The sequence below is a fragment of the Streptomyces sp. NPDC051286 genome, assembly GCF_044455345.1.
Classification (GTDB): domain Bacteria; phylum Actinomycetota; class Actinomycetes; order Streptomycetales; family Streptomycetaceae; genus Streptomyces.
In genome coordinates this window covers 1-18856 of the sequence record NZ_JBITER010000074.1, presented here as the reverse complement: position 1 = coordinate 18856, position 18856 = coordinate 1, and the positions used below count along the sequence as shown (strand labels likewise).

General features: G+C 68.2%; 23 protein-coding genes and 1 pseudogene. 12 read left to right on the top strand and 12 right to left on the bottom strand.

What is annotated here, in order from left to right:
* Together ACIBB8_RS35310 and ACIBB8_RS35305 are read left to right on the top strand one after the other, a co-directional pair.
* Positions 1-216: transposase (locus ACIBB8_RS35310; protein WP_398959188.1), on the top strand; the 216-nt coding region annotated here is incomplete at its 5' end.
* Positions 217-464: 248 nt separating this feature from the next.
* On the top strand, positions 465-2081 hold the full coding sequence (locus tag ACIBB8_RS35305; RefSeq protein ID WP_398959186.1) for a hypothetical protein: 1617 nt from the start codon (positions 465-467) through the stop codon (positions 2079-2081).
* Positions 2082-2172: 91 nt separating this feature from the next.
* Here the strand turns inward: ACIBB8_RS35305 and ACIBB8_RS35300 are convergent, their stop codons facing one another.
* Together ACIBB8_RS35300 and ACIBB8_RS35295 are read right to left on the bottom strand one after the other, a co-directional pair.
* Positions 2173-2550, bottom strand: a complete 378-nt coding sequence (locus ACIBB8_RS35300; protein ID WP_398959190.1) for a fic family toxin-antitoxin system, toxin component — start codon at positions 2548-2550, stop codon at positions 2173-2175.
* Complete coding sequence (locus ACIBB8_RS35295; RefSeq protein ID WP_389124864.1) at positions 2550-2789, bottom strand: hypothetical protein; 240 nt, start codon at positions 2787-2789, stop codon at positions 2550-2552. The genes ACIBB8_RS35300 and ACIBB8_RS35295 overlap by 1 nt, the downstream gene beginning before the upstream one ends.
* A 110-nt stretch (positions 2790-2899) precedes the next feature.
* Here ACIBB8_RS35295 and tpg (ACIBB8_RS35290) point away from each other — a divergent pair, with 110 nt between their 5' ends.
* Together tpg (ACIBB8_RS35290) and ACIBB8_RS35285 are read left to right on the top strand one after the other, a co-directional pair.
* Entirely contained in the window at positions 2900-3454 is a 555-nt protein-coding gene (gene tpg, locus ACIBB8_RS35290; RefSeq protein ID WP_398959184.1) for a telomere-protecting terminal protein Tpg, read from the top strand.
* An 84-nt stretch (positions 3455-3538) separates the two neighbouring features.
* On the top strand, positions 3539-3814 hold the full coding sequence (locus ACIBB8_RS35285) for a hypothetical protein (RefSeq protein ID WP_398959182.1): 276 nt from the start codon (positions 3539-3541) through the stop codon (positions 3812-3814).
* 103 nt (positions 3815-3917) lie between these two features.
* Here ACIBB8_RS35285 and ACIBB8_RS35280 read toward each other — a convergent pair whose 3' ends face one another.
* Together ACIBB8_RS35280 and ACIBB8_RS35275 are read right to left on the bottom strand one after the other, a co-directional pair.
* Positions 3918-4718 carry a hypothetical protein gene (locus ACIBB8_RS35280; RefSeq protein ID WP_398959180.1) on the bottom strand — a complete coding sequence of 267 codons (801 nt, stop codon included), beginning with the start codon at positions 4716-4718 and terminating at the stop codon, positions 3918-3920.
* Positions 4719-4982: 264 nt separating this feature from the next.
* A complete protein-coding gene (locus tag ACIBB8_RS35275) occupies positions 4983-5186 on the bottom strand; it encodes a cold-shock protein (RefSeq protein ID WP_018104984.1) in 204 nt (67 codons plus the stop codon).
* A gap of 392 nt (positions 5187-5578) precedes the next feature.
* Here ACIBB8_RS35275 and ACIBB8_RS35270 point away from each other — a divergent pair, with 392 nt between their 5' ends.
* Together ACIBB8_RS35270 and ACIBB8_RS35265 are read left to right on the top strand one after the other, a co-directional pair.
* Entirely contained in the window at positions 5579-5932 is a 354-nt protein-coding gene (locus tag ACIBB8_RS35270; protein WP_398959178.1) for a hypothetical protein, read from the top strand.
* 112 nt (positions 5933-6044) lie between these two features.
* Positions 6045-6752, top strand: a complete 708-nt coding sequence (locus tag ACIBB8_RS35265; RefSeq protein ID WP_398959176.1) for an IS6 family transposase — start codon at positions 6045-6047, stop codon at positions 6750-6752.
* A gap of 656 nt (positions 6753-7408) precedes the next feature.
* On the opposite strand, the gene ACIBB8_RS35260 is transcribed toward ACIBB8_RS35265, so the two are convergent.
* Positions 7409-7987, bottom strand: coding sequence for a hypothetical protein (locus tag ACIBB8_RS35260; RefSeq protein ID WP_398959174.1), 579 nt, complete (start codon positions 7985-7987; stop codon positions 7409-7411).
* Positions 7988-8424: 437 nt separating this feature from the next.
* Between ACIBB8_RS35260 and ACIBB8_RS35255 the strand changes: the two genes are divergently transcribed.
* Positions 8425-9126 (top strand): IS6 family transposase, encoded by a 702-nt coding sequence (locus ACIBB8_RS35255; RefSeq protein WP_398959172.1) that lies wholly within the window; start codon positions 8425-8427, stop codon positions 9124-9126.
* A gap of 77 nt (positions 9127-9203) precedes the next feature.
* Positions 9204-9644 (top strand): annotated as a pseudogene (locus ACIBB8_RS35250) (transposase); the annotation flags it as partial.
* Here ACIBB8_RS35250 and ACIBB8_RS35245 read toward each other — a convergent pair.
* The gene (locus tag ACIBB8_RS35245) at positions 9552-10133 is read right to left on the bottom strand and encodes a hypothetical protein (RefSeq protein WP_398959170.1); all 582 of its coding nucleotides are present in this window, start codon (positions 10131-10133) and stop codon (positions 9552-9554) included. The pseudogene ACIBB8_RS35250 and the gene ACIBB8_RS35245 overlap by 93 nt on opposite strands.
* Positions 10134-10203: 70 nt before the next feature.
* Positions 10204-10422: a hypothetical protein gene (locus ACIBB8_RS35240; RefSeq protein WP_398959168.1), complete on the bottom strand. Its 219-nt coding sequence runs from the start codon at positions 10420-10422 to the stop codon at positions 10204-10206.
* A 203-nt stretch (positions 10423-10625) separates the two neighbouring features.
* Between ACIBB8_RS35240 and ACIBB8_RS35235 the strand changes: the two genes are divergently transcribed.
* On the top strand, positions 10626-11057 hold the full coding sequence (locus ACIBB8_RS35235; protein WP_398959166.1) for a DUF6083 domain-containing protein: 432 nt from the start codon (positions 10626-10628) through the stop codon (positions 11055-11057).
* 175 nt (positions 11058-11232) lie between these two features.
* Here ACIBB8_RS35235 and ACIBB8_RS35230 read toward each other — a convergent pair whose 3' ends face one another.
* Entirely contained in the window at positions 11233-11391 is a 159-nt protein-coding gene (locus ACIBB8_RS35230) for a hypothetical protein (protein ID WP_366694581.1), read from the bottom strand.
* 196 nt (positions 11392-11587) lie between these two features.
* Between ACIBB8_RS35230 and ACIBB8_RS35225 the strand changes: the two genes are divergently transcribed.
* Positions 11588-12010 (top strand): hypothetical protein, encoded by a 423-nt coding sequence (locus ACIBB8_RS35225; protein ID WP_398959164.1) that lies wholly within the window; start codon positions 11588-11590, stop codon positions 12008-12010.
* Between the two features lie 117 nt (positions 12011-12127).
* Here ACIBB8_RS35225 and tpg (ACIBB8_RS35220) read toward each other — a convergent pair whose 3' ends face one another.
* The 3 genes from tpg (ACIBB8_RS35220) to ACIBB8_RS35210 all read right to left on the bottom strand — a co-directional run bounded on the left by tpg (ACIBB8_RS35220) (position 12128) and on the right by ACIBB8_RS35210 (position 15279).
* Positions 12128-12685: a telomere-protecting terminal protein Tpg gene (gene tpg, locus ACIBB8_RS35220; RefSeq protein ID WP_398959162.1), complete on the bottom strand. Its 558-nt coding sequence runs from the start codon at positions 12683-12685 to the stop codon at positions 12128-12130.
* Between the two features lie 165 nt (positions 12686-12850).
* A complete protein-coding gene (locus tag ACIBB8_RS35215) occupies positions 12851-14398 on the bottom strand; it encodes a hypothetical protein (RefSeq protein ID WP_398959160.1) in 1548 nt (515 codons plus the stop codon).
* A gap of 623 nt (positions 14399-15021) precedes the next feature.
* Positions 15022-15279: a helix-turn-helix transcriptional regulator gene (locus ACIBB8_RS35210; RefSeq protein ID WP_384353012.1), complete on the bottom strand. Its 258-nt coding sequence runs from the start codon at positions 15277-15279 to the stop codon at positions 15022-15024.
* A gap of 250 nt (positions 15280-15529) precedes the next feature.
* On the opposite strand from ACIBB8_RS35210, the gene ACIBB8_RS35205 reads away from it, so the two are divergent.
* A complete protein-coding gene (locus ACIBB8_RS35205; RefSeq protein WP_398959158.1) occupies positions 15530-16249 on the top strand; it encodes an IS6 family transposase in 720 nt (239 codons plus the stop codon).
* 525 nt (positions 16250-16774) lie between these two features.
* Positions 16775-17740, top strand: coding sequence for a helix-turn-helix domain-containing protein (locus ACIBB8_RS35200; protein ID WP_398959156.1), 966 nt, complete (start codon positions 16775-16777; stop codon positions 17738-17740).
* 107 nt (positions 17741-17847) lie between these two features.
* Here the strand turns inward: ACIBB8_RS35200 and ACIBB8_RS35195 are convergent, their stop codons facing one another.
* Entirely contained in the window at positions 17848-18375 is a 528-nt protein-coding gene (locus ACIBB8_RS35195) for an RICIN domain-containing protein (RefSeq protein WP_398959154.1), read from the bottom strand.
* Between the last annotated feature and the right edge of the window lie 481 nt (positions 18376-18856).

Sequence of the window (18856 nt, the reverse complement as noted above, 5' to 3'; positions counted from 1 at the left end):
CTGCGAGCGGGCGTGGAAGGCACCATCAACCAAGCCCTCGACATCACCGGCATACGCCGGGCCCGCTACCGCGGGCTACCGAAAGTCCGCCTCCAGCACGCCTTCTCCGCCACCGCACTCAACGTGATCAGACTCGACGCCTACTGGACCGGACACGACCGGCACCACACTCGCAGCAGCCGCCTCGAACGCCTCGCCTACCGACTCACGGCCTGACCCAGGAATTACGCAGCAGAGTCGCCGCCTGATGCATCCTCCCAAATACCGTGGTGTGCAACGCCCAGAACTCCCGACGCGCACACGGACGGTGAACCGCCACGGGGTGCGGGTCCGCTCGTACGCTAAGCACCCGGCGTTGTCAGTGCCTGGGGGTACTGTCGGTGAGTTAGGCGGCTGGCAGCGTGGCCAGTTGCCGGCATGGGGGGGGCGGAGTACCGGCCGCTTCTGGTGCAGCTGGAGGTTGTATGGCCCTGGACAGACGCCGCGTGCAGACAGCCGTGATCGGCCATGCCGAGTCTGAGGACCCCGTCGTTCTGCCGATGGAAGCGATAGAGCTCGACAGCTTCCGGGAGCGGCATACCGGCCAGAGCTACTGGTGCGGGGTGTGGCTGGGCGGGTGCGGACACCAGCTCACCACCAAGCTCTACACCGACCGTTCCTGCCACTTCGCTCATCTGCCCGATCCCGGGGGCACCTCTGCATGCGGCAGGAAGGCCGCGGGGGTCGCCAGCGCGGACCACCTCTACATCAAGCACGGTGTGCTCAAGTGGCTGGCCGAGCAGGACATCGCCGCCACCGCGACGATCGCGCGTGACGCCGACGGCTCGATCAACGGCGAAGTGCTGTTCACGCCGCGGGGGCACGCTGGCCTGACGGTCGTGCTTGCCAGCGCTTCCGGTTCGGTGCCGGCCGGTGCGGACGCCTCGCAGCTGGTGCTCGGTCCGGGAATGACGCACGACCCGCACGTGCTGGTGGAGCAGGGGTACGTCAACCGAATCCAGTGTGTGCCCGACGGCACCCGTCGGCGGGTCCAGGTAGGCACGCAGCGCCGTGACGGAACCCAGTGGTTCGATCTGAGCGAATGCGCGCTCACCCCCTCAGGGTTGTCGACGCCCGCGGTCGAGGAGATCCGGCACCTGCGTACCTCCCGGCGCCCTATCGGTGTGCGGCCGCCCAGGACCGCTTCGGCGACTGCCAGGCCTCTCGCCGCTGCCGTGGACGTCGTGGCACATGACATGCAGCCGTCGCAGGACCGGATGGCAGTCATGGCGGCCCTGGACGATGCGGTGGCCGCCGCGCGCAGCGTGACCGAGATCCGTCGCTGGCTGAACCGGGCGGAAGCGGCGCTCCGCAGCGGTGCGACCGCGCAGGAGAACGACCTGATGCGCAGGGCCGGTGACTTGCTGCTGCGGCTGGAACGGGGTGTCGGGGCTCCCACGCCCCGCGAGCCGAACCTTCTGGAGCGCACGGCGTTGAAGACCGTGGAGCGGCTGCTGCGTGAGCTGGACCGGCACAAGGGCCGCGGATTCCAGACCATCGCCCCTCGCCAGCGACGTCAGCTGATACACGCCTCGGAGCAGGCCGGTCAGTGGCTGACCGATCAGCAGCGCTCGAAGGTAGCCTCCTTGCAGCAGGCACCGTCTGGCTCTGTCCCCGTGCCGCGGGATCCGCAACGGAAACCCGTTCCGACGTCACGCACGCCGGCGTCTGACCCTGCGGATGCCGGTAGCTTCGACACCGCAGGTCTCGCCGACGCCGTCCGGGACGTTCTCGAGCATGCAGCGCGCCTGGGAAAGACGGTGACCTTCAGCAGCTTGTGCGCCCAGGTCAAGGGCTTGGCCGAACTGCCGCAGTCCCGGCAGGTGTACGTGCTGCGCCGAGTCACGCCGACCGCCGCGTCCCGCAGTCCCAGGCCCCAGCGGCCAGCCCTGCTCACCGCCCTGATCACCAACGAAGAGGGGACGATGCACCCGCTCTACCGGCGCCTGGCCGACCTCGCCGGTCACCACCTGCCTCAGCAGCCCAACAGCGCCTGGGCCGACACCGTCAATGTCATTCACGACCGCTATCGCAGCCGCTAACGGCGACGAGCCCCGATGCCGCTTTCGCCACCGCCCGGACCGGCCAGACGCCGCCGAGGCGGTGCGCGCCGCGCTCAGTGCCCTTCGAGCGTCAGGTGGTGGTGGGCCAGGTCCGCAGCAGCGTGGCGATCCTCGCGGCGGTGCAGGCGGAATCGAGGAGAAGGTCTTTGAGAGCGATGGCGTCGTCGCGGGTGGGCTTGACGGGGATGCCGGCGGCTTCGAGATACATGACGCCTGTGGCGGCGGCCACAGCGAGGTTGGAGCGCTCGAGCCAGCGGCACCGGCCGAGGCTGTGCACGAGTGCTGCGGCTTTGGCGTAGGGGCCGTCGTAGACGGGCTGCTCGAAGAGTTCGGCCCGGTGGCGGGCGACAGCGGCAACGGGAACACCGTAGTCGTCGGGGGCGGGATCGTCCGCGCCGGCCACCTCGGCGACCTGCAGGATCCAGGGAACGTCGATGTGCAGTTCCATCACGCGGCGCGCACTCCCGGAGGCGTCTGCTGGGCATCCTCGGCCTCGTCGAAGACCGCCTGGTGCTCGGACAGGAAGCGGGCGGCAGCGTCCACCGCGCGGGCGCGCAGGCCGCTGGCGTCGTCCTGCACGAGGCGGGCGAGGTAGTCCCCGATGCTCAGTCCGAGGTCGGCGGCGCGCTTCTTCGCGAGTTCCGCGACGTCCTGATTCACGCGTGCGCCCAGCTGTGTCTTGGCCATACCCCACACGGTAACATCTGTTACCAACCTGTTCCAGGCAACTACGGAAGCGGGGGCGGGCGGGTGCGGCCGACAGCAGCACCGAGGACTGTGGGGAGCGGGGACATCTGATGGGCGTCGTGGGCAAAAGTCTCGGTCATGCAGTGGCGGCAGCGGCTACCCGGCCGATCCCGAAAACGGCGGGCGCGCAGGTGCGGTTCCTGGTGAAACGACTGAAGGGCACCAGGCCGGTGGCCGACTTGCTGGGCGTGTCCCAGCGCACCGTCGAGCGGTACGTCAGGGATCAGATCAAGACGCCGCGTGCACAGCTCGCGGCCCGGCTCGCCGATGAGGTCCGCGCACGGTGGCAGCCGCGGGTGAAGGAGAACGCGAAGAAGAACGCGGCCATCTCCGCCGGCATCGTCGTGGAAACGAGAGCGCGGTTCGGGTTCACCGCCGCGCCGGGCAGCACGGACGACGGACGCATCCGGCGAATCACCCAGCACCTTCCCGCCACCTATGCAGCCCGCCTCTTCGACGCGCAGGCTGCCGGTGCCCCGGAGCGGCAGCTCCAGGCCGTCCTCGCCGAAGGACTCCAGCAGGAGTACTTCAAGGACCGCGGCCGCCGTGCAGACGGGCTCCTGGTCGAATTTACCGGCATCGACTACGTAGAACTGAGCTTCTGACACAGCAACAAAGCCCGGAACGAGGGCAGCCAGGAGGGGATCGGGCAGGCGCCCCTGCCTCCGCTCGGCAATCCTGAGCTTGCCGTGATCCTTGCGGGGGTTCCCGGCTCGCTGGCCGAGAACGGCGGCGACCTCTACGCGGTGATTCTGAACGTTGCCGTCAATGCATGGATGGCGGGCCACATCCACGGTGAGGACGGGTGCGACGGCTGCGAAGGCAGCCGTTCCGCAGCCGGTCGTGACTGGCCAGCCAGGATGAACGAGATCCGTCGGCTGATGCCCGATGTGGACAAGTGGTACGACCGCGATGTGTGGACGGCAGCCCTGCACGACAGCGGCTTCGCTGTCACCCGACGCTGAACCAACAGCCCTACCGCAACGTCCCCGGCTGGTTCCTGGTGCGTCTCCGGGCGGTTGGCTTCTTCGCGCAGGGCTCGGTGAGCGCAGGTCCGGGCCATCCGGTTCACGAAGTGGTGTCCAGGTCGGCGAAGAGATCCTGGAGGGCGGAGGCCTCCTGGGGAATCCTGCGGTAGGTCACGAGCGGGCGGCCCGAGCGGCGCCGGTAGGCGGCTGATTGTGCCTGGTCCGGGACGATCGCTGGGAGTTGGGGGTATGCGGCGAGTATGGCCAGGGTCGCCAGCAGGGTGCCGGTAGTGACCATCAAGCTGTGCAGGATCGGGTCGAGGATGCTAGGAAGAAGTCCCGGTCGCTGTGGATCGTCCGGGGTGGAGAACTGGGTGGCGGGGCCGTCCGTGTCTGCTTCGCGCCGGTAGCGCCCTCGGTGGTCCAGGTCGAGGTAGCAGACGGCGAGGGGAGAGAAGAGCTTGCCGCGTCCCCATTCCGTGGCGAGGTATGCCTGCAGGGCGTATCCGTCCACCTCGGGCTCGGTGTGGACCAGCCATCCAAAGGCGGATACGGGACCCAGGGAGCGGAGTTTCTGGGCCTCGATGAAGGTCACCTCGTGCTGCGGCAGGATCGAGCGCTCACACAGTCGAGAGAAGAGCGCCGGAGCAGGCGTGGACCCGACGCGTTCGTGTACTGCTTCGGCCGCGACGACGTGGGCGCCCTGAACCTCCCGGACCCGGACCCCGGTGCCACCGGCCCGCACCGTGCGCGCCAGCCGGGCGATGTCCGGGCGAGCCAGCATCACGCGTGCCTTCGCGGCGAGCGGACTGTCGCGGTCGGTGGATTGGACGGTCTGCAGGAAGTCGTACAGCGTGGGCGGATCCGGCTGTGCAAGCTGCCGGTCGAACAGTCGCGTCACTCGGTATCTCCTCGGACGTCGCGGCCTCCTGTGAGGGCCACGGCTTCCGCCACACTGCACACTTGCGAACCTCGAGCTACGTGCCTGCCGCCGTTTCTCCCGTCCGGCGGGCGACGCATCGGGTGCACGTCCCGTCCTGCGGGACGGCGCCAGCAGTGAAAGGAGCTGCTGCGCCGGCAGCGGGGCCCGGCACCCGCACCCCGTTCGGCTCCGGCGCTGGCTCCCAGAGCCTGCGCTCCGGGAGCCTTGTGATGCCCAGTCGGGTCAGGCGGCCGTGATGTTCTCCGCCTGCGGGCCCTTCTGGCCCTGGGTGATGTCGAAGGTCACGGCCTGGCCTTCCTGAAGCTCCCGGAAGCCGGAGGCGTTGATGTTGGAGTAGTGCGCGAAGACGTCCGGCCCGCCGCCGTCCTGCTGGATGAAGCCGAAACCCTTTTCGGCGTTGAACCACTTGACGGTTCCGCTGGCCATGCTGGTGCCTCCCGTTGATATCCGGATCCGCACCGCGCGGTCCCGGAGCGCCCTGGTCCGCACACTGCACAGCAAAATGCCCGCACCGGAGCGCGGGCAGGCACTGCGAACCACGACATCTGGCAGTGACGCTACACGGCGAAACCGGCCGCCACCAGAGAGCAACGACGCCACGCACACGCCCGGTGGGGGTGGGATGCAGCTGCCCCTGCCCAGCGCCCCGGCCAGGGTGCGCCTCTGCGAGGTCTGATCGCTCCTCCTCCTATACCGAGTGGAAAAAGAAGACCGGGCAGGCGGCCGACGCGGCGCGCGAGGAGTTCCTCGGGCGGGAGGTCCACCGCCCCGCCGAGGCCGACGACGCCCCGCTGGCCTGGCGGGCGGAGAAGGTGACCGTGCACAGTAGCGTGCTGGCCAATGCCAGGCTCCCCCGCACCGGCCAGTTCGCCGGCATCTGGCGCGGCACCGCCGCCGACGCGCACTGCGTGCTCGCAGTAGGCGAGTCGATCCGCCATGAGATCCAGGCCGGCCGCGGCCGCCACATCCACGAGGCGCTCACACTCGGCGCCACCTGGACCGAGACCGCCGACGCACTCGGGCGCACCCCGAACGAGGTCAGGGATGAACTGCGGAACTACGCCGACGAACAGCCCGATCTGTACCCCGGGGCCGACCGGCGCGTGACGGTCACCGCGCTCATCGATCTGGGTGACGACAAGAGGGCGCCGACTGCGCAGGCGGACCGGTAACGGCGGAAGTACAGCAGCCACGGTGGTACGCGGGGGCCGCCCGGCGGGCGCTGTCACGTTGGCGGATGACATGGTTGGATCTTCGGGTTGATCATGCTGGAGGGGGATCGTCGTGGTGAACCCGGCGCCGTCGTACAAGGGGCACCGCTACCCGGTCGAAATCATCTCCCACTGCGTGTGGCTGTACTTCCGGTTCCCGCTCAGCTACCGCGAGGTCGAGGAACTGATGCTCCAACGCGGCGTGATCGTCTCCTACGAGACCGTCCGCCGGTGGTGTGCGAAGTTCGGCCAGGCCTACGCCGACGGGCTGCGCCGCCGCCGGCCGCGGCCCGGTGACAAATGGCATCTCGACGAGGTCTTCATCAAGATCAACGGGGTGTGGCGGGCGGTCGACCAGGACGGCAACGTCCTCGACGTCCTGGTGCAGTCCAGGCGGGACACCAAGGCCGCCAAGCGGTTCATGGCCAAGCCGATGAAGAAGCAGTGCCGGGTACCGAGGGTGCTGGTCACCGACAAGCTCCGCTCCTACGGCGTCGCCCACCGGGAGCTGATGCCCTCGGTGGAACACCGCGCTCACCAAGGGCTGAACAACCGGGCCGATAACTCCCACCGGACAACGAGGCAGCGCGAACGTGCCATGAAGGGCTTCCGCAGCGCCGGCGCCGCCCAACGGTTCCTGTCCGCGTTCAGCAGCATTTCACCCCACTTCCGTCCCCGGCGACATCTCCGCACCGCCGCCGAACACCGCTTCGAGATGACCATCCGCTTCACCGTCTGGGACCACGTCACCGAGAACATCTGCCGGCCGGCCGCGGCCTGAACGGGCACCGAAACCACACCCCAGCACACTCCGAAGCACTATCGACCGGCCACCCCGCCGTCAACGTGACAACGCCCTTCGAAGACCTGCTCGTCCGGCCGGAGCAGCGGCACCCCGTCGGCCAGGTGAAGCCGTGCGGCCCCCGGCGTCGCTCTGTTGTTGCTCACCACATTGTCACGCTCCGTAGATCGCATTCGCCGCGAGAATCTCGCATCAGATGCGAAGCGTAGAGCGGAACGGCAGGTCAGGCATCCGATCGAGTGAAGCGGAACGACATGGACCCGGCCTGTCGGTTACCGTCTCAGCAGGCCCTGGAGAACCGCCTACCTGCTGATCAGCGGCTTCCCGGCGCCGCCTGATCAATGCGGCGCAAGGTGACGCCAGTTCGCATCAGATGCGATACGCGTCGGTTCCCAGATACGCGTCAAAGGGGTAGTGAGATGATCTTGGAGCCCTGAAGGGCCCGGCCTCCCACGCCGCGTGCTGGTGATCGTGGTCCGGCTTCGCCCCGTCGGCCATCGCCGCCTCGGCCTGCACCACGCCGAGCAGCACGTCGACCGCGGCGACCGAACGGCCGGAGGGCCACGCCCCTGGGGGTTGGACGCTTACCAGGATCTCGGGTGCGGTTCTCCGGCTCCCCTGTGTCGACTCGGTGGTCAGTCGGGCATATTGGTGCCGGTGGCCCAGACCGGCACCCACTCGTCCTCGTCCTGGCCGGGGGCGTGGCCCTTGTACAGGACGAGATTGCCGTCGCGCTGGACCCGGAGCCAGATGTAGTCCGCGGCGTACTGCGGGCCGGTGCCGCTGGCCCAGACGGGCTGGTCGCCGCCGTCGTACACGACGAAGTTCCCGTCGGGCTGCATGACGGCGGCCCCAGCGGTGCGGCCGTTGGTGCCGGTGGCCCACACCGCCTCGATGATGTCGTCGCCGACCGAGCCGTCGGGCAGCTTCCCGTCGACGAGGTCGCCGCTCGTGGCGGCTTCGAGCAGCTTGTCTATCAGCACGTCGAATCCCGGCGCCCCACCCACGTCCGGGGCGCCGAACGACGTGATGCGGTACAGCACCAGGTTTCCGTCGTGCTGGTACGTCAGGGTGTGCTTGATGTGCTTGTAGGCCAGACCCAGACTACCTGCGCTCTCGGTCAGCAAGCTGGACGAGATGCGCTGGCCGGGGGCCAGCCCCATCCCGGGGTTCATGTGATCCCAATCGCTCGGTACCCGCTCGTAGTTGACCATGTTTCCTTCCGGGTTCGGGCGGCCCGGTCCTGTCCGGCCGCCGCGGACACGGATGCTGCCGACCCCTGATCAAGGCCCCATCAACGTTCGATTAACGCGCTGCTCGGCGTAGTGCAGGCCGACGCGGCTCACATGCTGGGGCGGTCGGCCGCCGGCTGGTGCTGGTCGTCGAGAGCGGCGCGGCGAAGGGCAGTGTCACGGGTGCGCGCCAGCTGTCGCGAGGTGGCCGAGCCCGTCGTGGGCGCTCCGCTCAGCGCGGCACCGTGGGCCCGACCCGTTCGGCGAACTGGGAGACTTGGGCAGGTGAGCACCACCCGCCGCCCGTTGGGCACCGGACCCCGTACCGCCGAGGAGCAGTCGCCACGACGTTGTCAACTTGGTTGGTGGGGCGGGTGCTGGGAGGATCCTCGGGTCGTTGGGCATGGGGAGGGGACGTCGTGGCGCCGTCGTACAAGGGCTACCGGTTCCCGGCGGAGGTCATCGCGCACTGCGTGTGGCTGTACCACCGTTTCCCGTTGAGCTTCCGCGAGGTCGAGGAGTTGATGCTCACCCGCGGCGTGGTCGTCTCCTACGAGACCATCCGGCAGTGGTGCGCGACCTTCGGCCCGGACTACGCTCGCGAGCTGCGGCGACGCCGGCCCCGGAGCGGCGATAAGTGGCATCTGGACGAGGTCTTCATCAAGGTCAACGGGGAGCGGCAGTATCTGTGGCGGGCGGTGGACCAGGACGGCAACGTCCTGGACATCCTCGTCCAGAGCAAGCGGGATGCGAAGGCTGCCAAGCGGTTCCTGGCCAAGCTGATGAAGAAGCAGTGCCGCACGCCGCGGGTGTTGGTCACCGACAAGTTGCGCAGCTACGGCGTCGCCCACCGCGAGCTGATGCGGTCGGTGGAGCACCGGCAGTCAAAATATCTGAACAACCGGGCGGAGAACTCCCACCAACCGACCCGGCAACGCGAACGCGCCATGAAGGGCTTCCGCTCCGCAGGCGGTGCGCAGAGGTTCCTGTCGGCCTTCAGCGCGATCTCCCCACACTTCCGACCACGCCGCCACCGCTTGACCGCACTCGACTACCGAGCCGAGATGACCACCCGCTTTACGATCTGGAACCAGGCCACCGGCCTACCCACCACGGCCTGACCGCAGCACCATCACGGTCCCCACGCGGCCTCAACGTACCAGGCACGCGTGTGCTGTCATCAAGTTGACAACGCCTCATCAAGATCAACGGGGTGTGGCGGTACCTGTGGCGGGCGGTCGACCAGGACGGCAACGTCCTCGACGTCCTGGTGCAGTCCAGGCGGGACACCAAAGCCGCGAAGCGGTTCATGGCCAAGCCGATGAAGAAGCAGTGCCGGGTACCGAGGGTGCTGGTCACCGACAAACTTCGCTCCTACGGCGTCGCCCACCGGGAGCTGATGCCCTCGGTGGAACACCGCGCTCACCAAGGGCTGAACAACCGGGCCGATAACTCCCACCGGACAACGAGACAGCGCGAACGTGCCATGAAGGGCTTCCGCAGCGCCGGCGCCGCCCAGCGGTTCCTGTCTGCGTTCGGCAGCATTTCACCCCACTTCCGTCCCCGGCGACATCTCCGCACCGCCGCCGAACACCGCTTCGAGATGACCATCCGCTTCACCGTCTTCATGCGACACACCCAGGTCGTGACGCATAGCGGTTCTCATAGTTCGGAGCATGCCCCAGACCTCGTACTGGGCCTGAGCCGCGGTCTCCGTCGTTTCGCCCGGTCCGGGGGCACCGCGTTCGAGGCGCTTGACCTGGCCATAGACCTTGTTCAGGGCTTGGTTGACGGCACTCGCTCGCATGAGTACTTCTTCGGGGGCGATCATCTGTGCTTCGGAGTATCGATCACGGTGCGCGTTCTTGGCTTCATCGAGCGCGACGCTGTCGGCGTCCTCCGCGCCGCGCTCCCTCATGACGTGCAGGTGGCGGTTGAGTGCGGTATTGAACTGCCGGGCATCTCGGTTGAGTTCCGCATAGCAGGTACGTCGCAGTGAACGGCTCTCGCGGATCTCTTCATGTTCACGAACGAGCTCTATTTCCCGGAGCTTCGCTCGTTCGGAGCCGCGCTGGGTGAGCAGCGATCCTCCCAGAGTTCCTGCGACGCCTACCACCGCGATGATCACTGAGCTGAGCTCCACCGACGCACTCCGTGAACTTCTTCGGCCTCGCGCCCGCTGCACAGGGCCCAGGCCGTCAAGTCTGCCGCTCCTCGGTGCACCAGGGTCCGGTGCCCAGCTGTTGGCGGCCCTGCGATCGCGCCGCCACCTGGTGCTCGGCAGCACGGTCGGACGGCTTGGCGGCGGCCCGGGCCGCGGCTGTACCGCCGCGCGCATGGCTGTCGCCAATTGGCGACAGCTCCGGCTCGACGCCGTCCCGGGTACCAGTTCCAAGGGGGCGACGGGTGGTGCTCATCGCCCGAGTCTGTCAGGTCGTCGGACGGGGCAACTCAGGTGATGGTGCCGGTTTGGGCAGCGGTTCGGCCTGCCCCTGCGGAACTGTCGCGCAGCCACAAGCCCCATGTGACGCCTTTCAACGCACCGTGCAGATTCTCCCTCACCCGGCACGGCCGGATCGCGCCCTACCCGTGCTGACGGACCGTCCGGACCCTGGTGAGCATGGGGGACACCGAGAACACCGCCGACCGCCCGGACCGCCCCAACAACGCGCTGCAGGCCGCCCTCGAGGGCGCAACCGCCCAATCACCACCGGCACCACCAGACTGCCCGCACTGCGCACTGCCCCAGGACCGCTACCCCACCCTCTACGACGGGCACTGGGTACTCCTCGAACCGAGGATCTTCGTCCCCGCCCACACCGTTCCCCCGCGCCGGCGATGGGTCCTCACCCCGGACGGGAACGCTATGAACCTGTGGGACGCCGAGCCCTTGCCCGGAACCCAGTGCCGGATCGCTCACCGCATGGTCTGCCCATACCTCGAACCCGAAGACCCCCCGTTATGGGCCACAGCGCTCCGCAAGGAGAACGAACGAAAGGCGCAACGCCTGTTCAACCTGCCCGAGGACTGGAACCTCCCAGACACCGGCTGACCGCCGCCGGATCATCCCGGTACGGTGATCAACGGCAGGGTTTTGCCCGGCCTCATATGCCCCGGATCAGCGCTCTGGCCCGGGGCACAACCGTGTCCTCCCCCGGTCTGTCGGTGGCCACTGCAACACTGACCGGAAACGCCCGGCCGGTGCCTCCTCCCCGTCGGCCGCATCGTCATCTGCCCTGCTCCCCGAAGTCCCCCAGTTCCGCGACGTCTCCGTCAGGGAGAGCAGGCAACGCTTCCTGGTCCAGGGCGTCCAACATGCCGGCCGTGTCGCGCCGCGCTGCGGCGGTAAGAGCGACGAGGTGGAGCGTGCCGGCGATACGGCTCACCCAGTGAGCCGACGGACGATAGGTGTCACCAGCGACGAACGCGGACCTGCGGCTCCGCGTCGGCGAAGCACGGTAGTTGCCACCGGAGAGTCGCGCTACTGGTCACCTTTGCAGTGAGACTCCACAACCGCTGCGCGCTCTCGCGCGTCCTACTCCTGAGTGCCAACGGAGCCGGCACGGGGAACGGGGGCGGGCCATGCAGAATTACACGGTCGTCCAGCGCATCAAGCGGTTCTTCTGGATCCCGCGTGGTGCGAGACGGCAGCAGCCCACGCCCTGCTGGCGGCTGATAGGACTCTGGCTGTCGGTGCTCGCCTTCGGGACCGGGGTCACCGCGGCGGGTTGGGACGATGAATTCGGCGGCTCCTACATAATGGCGGCGATGCTCCTCTTGAATGTCGTCGACGACATCATCGAAGGGGTACGGCACCGCTGGCCAGCCGCACTGGCCGCAGTGGCGGTCCTGTCGGGCGCGAGCCGGCTCACCAGTGCCGTCCTGCCCGGCTCCCTCGACGCGGCCTGGGCGGAGACCATCGCTGCCGCTGTTGGCGTCACACTCGGGTTCGCGGTGGCCGCCGCGATCACGCGGCTCCCGGAGCGCCTAGCGGCGGCCCGTTAAGGGTTCCCGGGTTCGGTGGGGATACCCGTCAATCTTGGTGACAACAAGCCTGCCTCTGTGACAACTTCCGTGCTTCGGCTCAGCTGCGGGCACACTCACGCCAGGCATACGCCCCTGTCAGTAGTCGAGTTCGACGTAGTCGATATCGGTGAACTCGACAAGGAGGCCCTGGGCGCGGCGGCCGCCGTCCTTGAAGTACTGCTCCTGGAGGCCTTCGGCGACGACGGCCTGGAGCTGCGAGTCGGCCGCGCCGGCTGCCTGGGCGTCGAAGAGGCGGGCGGCGTACTCGGGAGGCAGGTGCTGGGTAATGCGCCGGATCCGCCCGTCGTCGCTGGTGCCAGGTGCTGCGGTGAACCCGAATCTCGCTCGGGTCTCGATGACGAGGCCGGTCGACGTCGCGGCCTGCCGCTTCGCCCGCTCGCGCACCCGGGGCTGCCAGTCCTTGCGCACCTCCGCCGCGAGCTTCGCAGCGAGGTCCGGGCGGGGCCGCTTGATCTGCCCGGTGAGGTAGCGCTCCACGGTGCGCTGGGAGATGCCCAGGCGCTGCGCGACGGTCCGGGTGGAGCCCTTCTCGTGCTTGACGAGGAACCGTATTTGAGCGCCGGCCGACTTCGGTATCGGGCGGGTCGCGGTGCTCGCGGCGGCCTTGTCGAGGCTCTCGCCGATGATGCCCACGGAACTACTCCTGTCGATGATCGTCTGTATGGGCCGCTGAGCGCCGATCTCCACCCCGACCGACCCGAGGGACTCCGAAGCGGCAGATCGTCAACGAGCGGCGCTCTCAAGGGGTTTGTAGGGGTGGCTCGCCGTATGGGCGGGCCCAGGCCTGTAGCGATGCCGTTAGGCGGTGACCGTTTGCGCGGCCTCCGCGGTCTCGGCTGCTTCAGCCGCTGTGACGGCCGCCGTGCGGGCGGCTTCCCATTCGGCTTCGGCAGTGAGCTTGGCCTCCTCGGCCGCGATCTTGCACCGGCCGCACAGGCCCGCCGTCTGGACTGCCCGTCCGCACTGTTTTCCTCCGTAGCCGGGGCAGTCGCCCGGCTCGGTGGTCGCGGGCTGCTCGGCGCACACCAGGCACAGCAACCCGGGCGCGACCACTCCGCGCCCGCAGCCGTCGGCACACCTGGGTTGCTCTCCGCCCCGGCAGACCGCGCACAGGTCCGAGCCGGGCAACGCCAGATTCGGACACAATTCCTGATCCCCGGCACAAGGCCGGTGCTTGTCGCGGCCCGACACGGCCGTTTCCAACTGCGCGCGCTGCTCCGCCCAACTCGGCGGCGCCCAAGTCTCGTCCCCGCTCTGGGAATCCGGCCGGCCCAAGGCCAGGTCGTAGCCGTCAGACCGCTGCTGTACCGGGATCGGCCGGACCCCTGTAGCGGGGCCGGCCGCGATAAGGTCCCGCAGCCGCCGTCCCACGACCGCAGCGACCGTGGTGCGTACCGGCTGCGGCAGCGCCTTCGACAACAGCGCGTGCCGAATCTCCTGCGGCGTGAAGCCCTCCAGCAGCATTCCCGACGCCACGAGGCCCTGATCCCGCAGCGACTCGGCATGCGTGATCGTCCACTCAGGCACCTCCGCCGCAACCGCCCGCAGCACCTGAACCCCCGGCGTCATCTCCACCCGCACCACGGGCACCGGCCCCAGAGAAACACCCCCCGCGCCGTTGCTGCCGCTATCCAGCGCGGCGCCAGCCACCGCCGCATCCACCCCACCGGCCGCCACCGGCCGCTGCTCCTGGTCCTCGATGGCGCTGCCGCCCCCGTCCGTCCCTCCATCCGTACCCGAACCAGATGTTTCGCGCACGCCCGCGTTAACGACGGACGGACGGACGGAGTTGGTCTTCTGGTTGTTGGTCTTCTTGGGGTTGGTCTTCTTATGTCGCGGATTTACCGTCGACGGATTTACCGTCGACGGTAAATCCGTCGACGGCTCTGACCTGCGGTTTTGTGTTTCGTCCACCGTGGACGGATTTTCCGTCATCGGCTCTGACCTGCGGTTTTGCTCCGGCGGCTCCTCGGGGGCCTCCCACGGAGCCCGAGCCCCGATCAACAGGCCCTCCGGCATGTCCGTGACCTCGAAGACGGTCTCTCCGAACTTGCCTCCCTCGCGGGACTGGGTGCGGTGCAGGTAGCCGTACCGTTCCAGCTCCCGCAGCGTCGTACGGATCGCGTCCCGCTTCTCCGGGCCGTTCGCGATCAGCGACGCCTCCGAGATTCCGAAGCCGTCTCGGTGGCTCAGGATCTCCACCAGGAGCCCGCGCGCCCGGCGCGACAGTCGCCGGTCCCGCACTGCCGCGTTGTAGACCATGGTGAAATCACGGCCGATGATGTCGGCCGCCATCGGACCGCGCTTGATCTGGCCGCTGAATCCCTTGCGGGTCGGATTGCTCATCGAGCCACCTCCGGCTCGACATTCAGGCGGGCGGTGGCGAAGAAGGCGCGGTAACGCAGAAGCGTGGTCATCTGGCGACCTTGGACCGGGCGGCCTGTGGACAGAGGCCGCCCAGCCCAAGAAAGAACGGTCCCTCCCGCTGGGCGGGCAGAAATCTTGATGTGCGTCCCGTCAGGCGGGAAGCAGTTGGCCGAGGGGGTCGGGGCGGTCGTAGCAGAAGAAGTGGGCGTCACGCCTGCTACAGGTGTCGGTCCGGGCGGCGGTGTGACAGCCCGGCCGGAAAAAGTACCCGGGGCCGCGGCGGGGGGCCGGCGGCGGGGGTGGAGCTGGCGATGCATGTGGGTGGTTCTCCCCTGATAGGGGAGCCGTGACCAGCGGACGTGACCTGACCGAGGACCCAGGGTGGTGGCGTCCCGCATGGTGGTCCGCTTATTCTGGGTACAGGTGACCACGCGGACCGAAAGGTCCACGGGCATCACCCCGGCAGGCGAGGTCACTCTCACTGCTCACGACTCGGGTTCCTGGAAGTCCTGCGAGTCGACTCAAGAAGCCGTTCCCTCCCGGCCAGGAGGGGACGGCTTCGCACTTTCTACGGTGGTTTTGCTGAGTTCATTAGGTCGTCCTCACCGCGCGTTGGGCGTGGTGGCTGCCTCGGGATGCCTGGCGGCCAGCCCAGCTAGCAATCGGGCATAGTCACCACGGTGAGGGTTGCGCGGCTCAGCCTGCCCGCGTTCCCACCGGACTACTTGAACCCGGTGTACACCGAGAGCGTCCGCGACCTCTTGCTGGGTCAGTCGATGAGCTCGGCGTAGCTGTCCTCGCACAGAGGGCGCGGGCAGGTCTGGGGTGCGCTCCAGCAGTGCATCAACTGCGTCGTGCATCATGCTCCTGACTCGCGGAATCGTGTTGCACCGAACGCTACATCCATAACTACTTTCTCTGCGGTCCCTCTGACGGTGTGTCGCGTTCATAGGGCGCCCCTGCTGTCCTGTGGGGCTCGAAAAGTCATCGCTGCAGGTAGGGCCCGCGTGCAAGGCCCTGGAAGGTGACTGGGATGCTGCGCGGGTGATCATCTCGATCGTGGATGGCATGGGAGGATCTTCGGGTTGATCATGCTGGAGGGGGATCGTCGTGGTGAACCCGGCGCCGTCGTACAAGGGGCACCGCTACCCGGTCGAAATCATCTCCCACTGCGTGTGGCTGTACTTCCGGTTCCCGCTCGGCTACCGCGAGGTTGAGGAACTGATGCTCCAACGCGGCGTGATCGTCTCCTACGAGACCGTCCGCCGGTGGTGTGCGAAGTTCGGCCAGGCCTACGCCGACGGGCTGCGCCGCCGCCGGCCGCGGCCCGGTGACAAATGGCATCTCGACGAGGTCTTCATCAAGATCAACGGGGTGCGGCGGTACCTGTGGCGGGCGGTCGACCAGGACGGCAACGTCCTCGACGTCCTGGTGCAGTCCAGGCGGGACACCAAAGCCGCGAAGCGGTTCATGGCCAAGCCGATGAAGAAGCAGTGCCGGGTACCGAGGGTGCTGGTCACCGACAAACTTCGCTCCTACGGCGTCGCCCACCGGGAGCTGATGCCCTCGGTGGAACACCGCGCTCACCAAGGGCTGAACAACCGGGCCGATAACTCCCACCAGACAACGAGACAGCGCGAACGTGCCATGAAGGGCTTCCGCAGCGCCGGCGCCGCCCAACGGTTCCTGTCCGCGTTCAGCAGCATTTCACCCCACTTCCGTCCCCGGCGACATCTCCGCACCGCCGTTGAACACCGCTTCGAGATGACCATCCGCTTCACCGTCTGGGACCACGTCACCGAGAACATCTGCCAGCCCGCCACGGCCTGAACGGGCACCGAAACCACACCCCAGCACACTCCGAAGCACTACCGACCAGTCACCCGCCGTCAACGTGACAACGCCCCCGTTCCGGCTTCCCTCGCCGCGCGCTCCGCCCTCGCCCGGCGCAGGGCCGCAGCGTGGGAGACGTCGGCCTGGCGGCGGCGCTGGGTGCGGGCCGCCGCAATCGGGGCGGGCGCCAAGCCCGTCCGGGGTGGCCACGCGACTTCATGCCGCAGCTGCCCCGGACCAGATCTGGCGTTGGTATGTCTGGCCAGATAACCCGCGCCCGGCGGAATGCCGGAGTGGTGGCGCCGCACCATCCGGCTGGCCGGTCCCCGGCACCCCAAGAGTACGGATCCGCAGAGGGTGTAACCCCTGGCTCATACACGACTGCAACGCCGACCCGAACGAGCTCCTGCGGTGGTGGTGACCCGCTGACGCCCTGAAAGGTTGGACCGGTCCGGGCATGCCCGCTCATAATCTCCTCGTTCTACGCGCTGTGCGTGAGCGGTGTATAACGGGGGGCACCAGATGACCAGTAATCAGGGAGGCGGCGGCGAGCCGTCGGGCAGAGAGCAGCTCGCGAGCGAAATGCGCCGGCTGAAGGAGAAGTCGGGACTCAGCTACGGTCGGCTCGCCGCCCAGACGCACTACAGTCGCTCATCGTGGGAACGCTTCCTCAACGGCAAGCAACTGCCGACCACGGTCGCCGTGGAGGAGTTTGCCACTGCCATGGGGGCGGATGCGGGGTCCCTGCTCGACCTGTTGGAAAGAGCCACCGAGGCGATGGACGCGGATGAGGATCCGGGTCCCTACCCGGACCCGGCCCCGGACCCAAGCGTCCAGGCGGTCCCGGAGGGCGAGTTGATACCACCGGGCCTGCCACTCGGCCCGTCCGGCCGGGGGAGGCTGTCGCCTTTCCGGAACGGGAAGGAACGAGGCTGGAACGCCCACGTCCGCCGGGCCGGACTCATCGGCGCCGGTGTGCTCATCGGCAGCCTGATCACGCTGGTCGCCATCCACACCGGCGTGGTCCGCGGCGTGTCCGCCGCCTCGCGGTCGCCGAAGGCGCAGGGCGGTTCGTCCGCCTCCACCGCCTCGAATCTTTCCCGGCAGTCCCGGCCGTCGCCGCAGAACGCCCGCCCCGGCTGCTCCGAGGACACCTGCCTGCGCCGTGACCCCCAGGCGATGGACTGCCAGTGGGACGCGACGACCGCCCGGGAGACGTGGCTGCGCGGGATGCACATCGAGCTGCGCTACAGCGAGGCCTGCGGGTCGGTCTGGGGACGCGTCGAGAACGGCGCGGTGGGCGACTCCGTCATCATCAAGGACAAGTACGGCCTCGAACTGTCCGCCACGATCCGCGTGGACCGCGACACGTACACCAGCATGCTCGCCGTCACCTCCGAGGCACCGCCCGGCACGGTGGCCGTCTGCGGCACCATCCCGAAGTACCACGCGAGGGAGTGCTCGCCCGACGGCACGGTCGATCCCTGAGCTTGTTCAGTCTGCCGCATCACACAGCGAGGCGGGCGGCCCCGCAGGCCGCTGGGCGTGAGAGCCGGTGGCTTGCGGGGCCGCGAGGTGGTGGGTTCGCGGGTGGCTCAGTCCGAGTAGACCAGGTCGAACAGGTCGAAGAGGTTGTTCCAGTTCCGGCTGCAGGAGTCGAGGCGCATCTGGTTACCCTGAGCGGAACCGCCCCAGGCCGTGACGCAGTTGGCGGAGGCATTCTTGGGCTGGAACTCGAAGTAGTTGTTCCAGCCGCCCTCCGGGCCGACCTCGTTGAACAGGGAGTCGCCGCTGCTGCAGGAGTAGAGCTTGATGTAGTCGCCCTTGGCGCCGCCGCTGGACCAGTTGTTCAAGCACAGGCTGGGAGCGGCGGCGGACTGGATCTGGAAGTAGTGGCTGCCCTGGTAGACGAGGTTCCACTTCTGCGCGTTGGTGTGGTTGCAGGTCCATTCCTGCACGGTGACGCCGTTGCTGAAGTTGGAGTTCGGTACGTCGAGGCAGAAGCCGTCGGCGAGGTCGATCTCGATGTTGGTGCGGAAGGCGGCCTCGGCCGGAGCGGCGGTCAGGCCAATTCCGAGGGCGGCTGCGGTGAGCGTGGACGCGGCGGCGGTGCGTATGCGCATGAGGGTTCCCCACTGGAGGTGTCGATGGCGGGGCGTTCGTCGGGTGCGTCCCCGCTGGTGACGTGCGAGACATGACGTGCCGTTTCGCGACGCGGATCGTGCTCCGGACCACGTCGGACGGCGACAACGAGGAACCTAGCCATCCCCGGGTCCTCTCCGCCGTCCCAAGGCCTCCCGAGACATCCCGAGACATCCCGGGACGAGGCTCGTGCCGCGTCCCGTCCTTCGACCAGCGAGCGGGAGCATCGGAAGCGGGCTGGTGATCGCTTCAATGAAGTTCGCTGCGCCGAGGGCCCGTGAACCCCACAACCAGTGCATCCACGGTCTCCGCGTGGCGTACCTTCACCCTTAACTGCACCATCTGGAGAACCGCTAGGTGTCGCGATGGCGTTGATGCCCCTATGGATGTCAAGCAACGACTCCCGCGGGGCTTGGGTGGTTGGCTGGGGTGCTCGTGGGGACGATGAGCCGGTAGATCTCT

Excerpts from the sequence above, each read along its gene's own strand:
- ACIBB8_RS35305 (WP_398959186.1), top strand. The coding sequence starts at position 465 with ATGGCCCTGGACAGACGCCGCGTGCAGACAGCCGTGATCGGCCATGCC.
- ACIBB8_RS35300 (WP_398959190.1), bottom strand. The coding sequence starts at position 2,550 with ATGGAACTGCACATCGACGTTCCCTGGATCCTGCAGGTCGCCGAGGTG.
- ACIBB8_RS35295 (WP_389124864.1), bottom strand. The coding sequence starts at position 2,789 with ATGGCCAAGACACAGCTGGGCGCACGCGTGAATCAGGACGTCGCGGAA.
- tpg (WP_398959184.1), top strand. The coding sequence starts at position 2,900 with ATGGGCGTCGTGGGCAAAAGTCTCGGTCATGCAGTGGCGGCAGCGGCT.
- ACIBB8_RS35275 (WP_018104984.1), bottom strand. The coding sequence starts at position 5,186 with ATGGCCAGCGGAACCGTCAAGTGGTTCAACGCCGAAAAGGGTTTCGGC.
- ACIBB8_RS35260 (WP_398959174.1), bottom strand. The coding sequence starts at position 7,987 with ATGGTCAACTACGAGCGGGTACCGAGCGATTGGGATCACATGAACCCC.
- ACIBB8_RS35240 (WP_398959168.1), bottom strand. The coding sequence starts at position 10,422 with ATGAGCACCACCCGTCGCCCCCTTGGAACTGGTACCCGGGACGGCGTC.
- ACIBB8_RS35235 (WP_398959166.1), top strand. The coding sequence starts at position 10,626 with ATGGGGGACACCGAGAACACCGCCGACCGCCCGGACCGCCCCAACAAC.
- ACIBB8_RS35225 (WP_398959164.1), top strand. The coding sequence starts at position 11,588 with ATGCAGAATTACACGGTCGTCCAGCGCATCAAGCGGTTCTTCTGGATC.
- ACIBB8_RS35215 (WP_398959160.1), bottom strand. The coding sequence starts at position 14,398 with ATGAGCAATCCGACCCGCAAGGGATTCAGCGGCCAGATCAAGCGCGGT.
- ACIBB8_RS35210 (WP_384353012.1), bottom strand. The coding sequence starts at position 15,279 with ATGCACGACGCAGTTGATGCACTGCTGGAGCGCACCCCAGACCTGCCC.
- ACIBB8_RS35200 (WP_398959156.1), top strand. The coding sequence starts at position 16,775 with ATGACCAGTAATCAGGGAGGCGGCGGCGAGCCGTCGGGCAGAGAGCAG.
- ACIBB8_RS35195 (WP_398959154.1), bottom strand. The coding sequence starts at position 18,375 with ATGCGCATACGCACCGCCGCCGCGTCCACGCTCACCGCAGCCGCCCTC.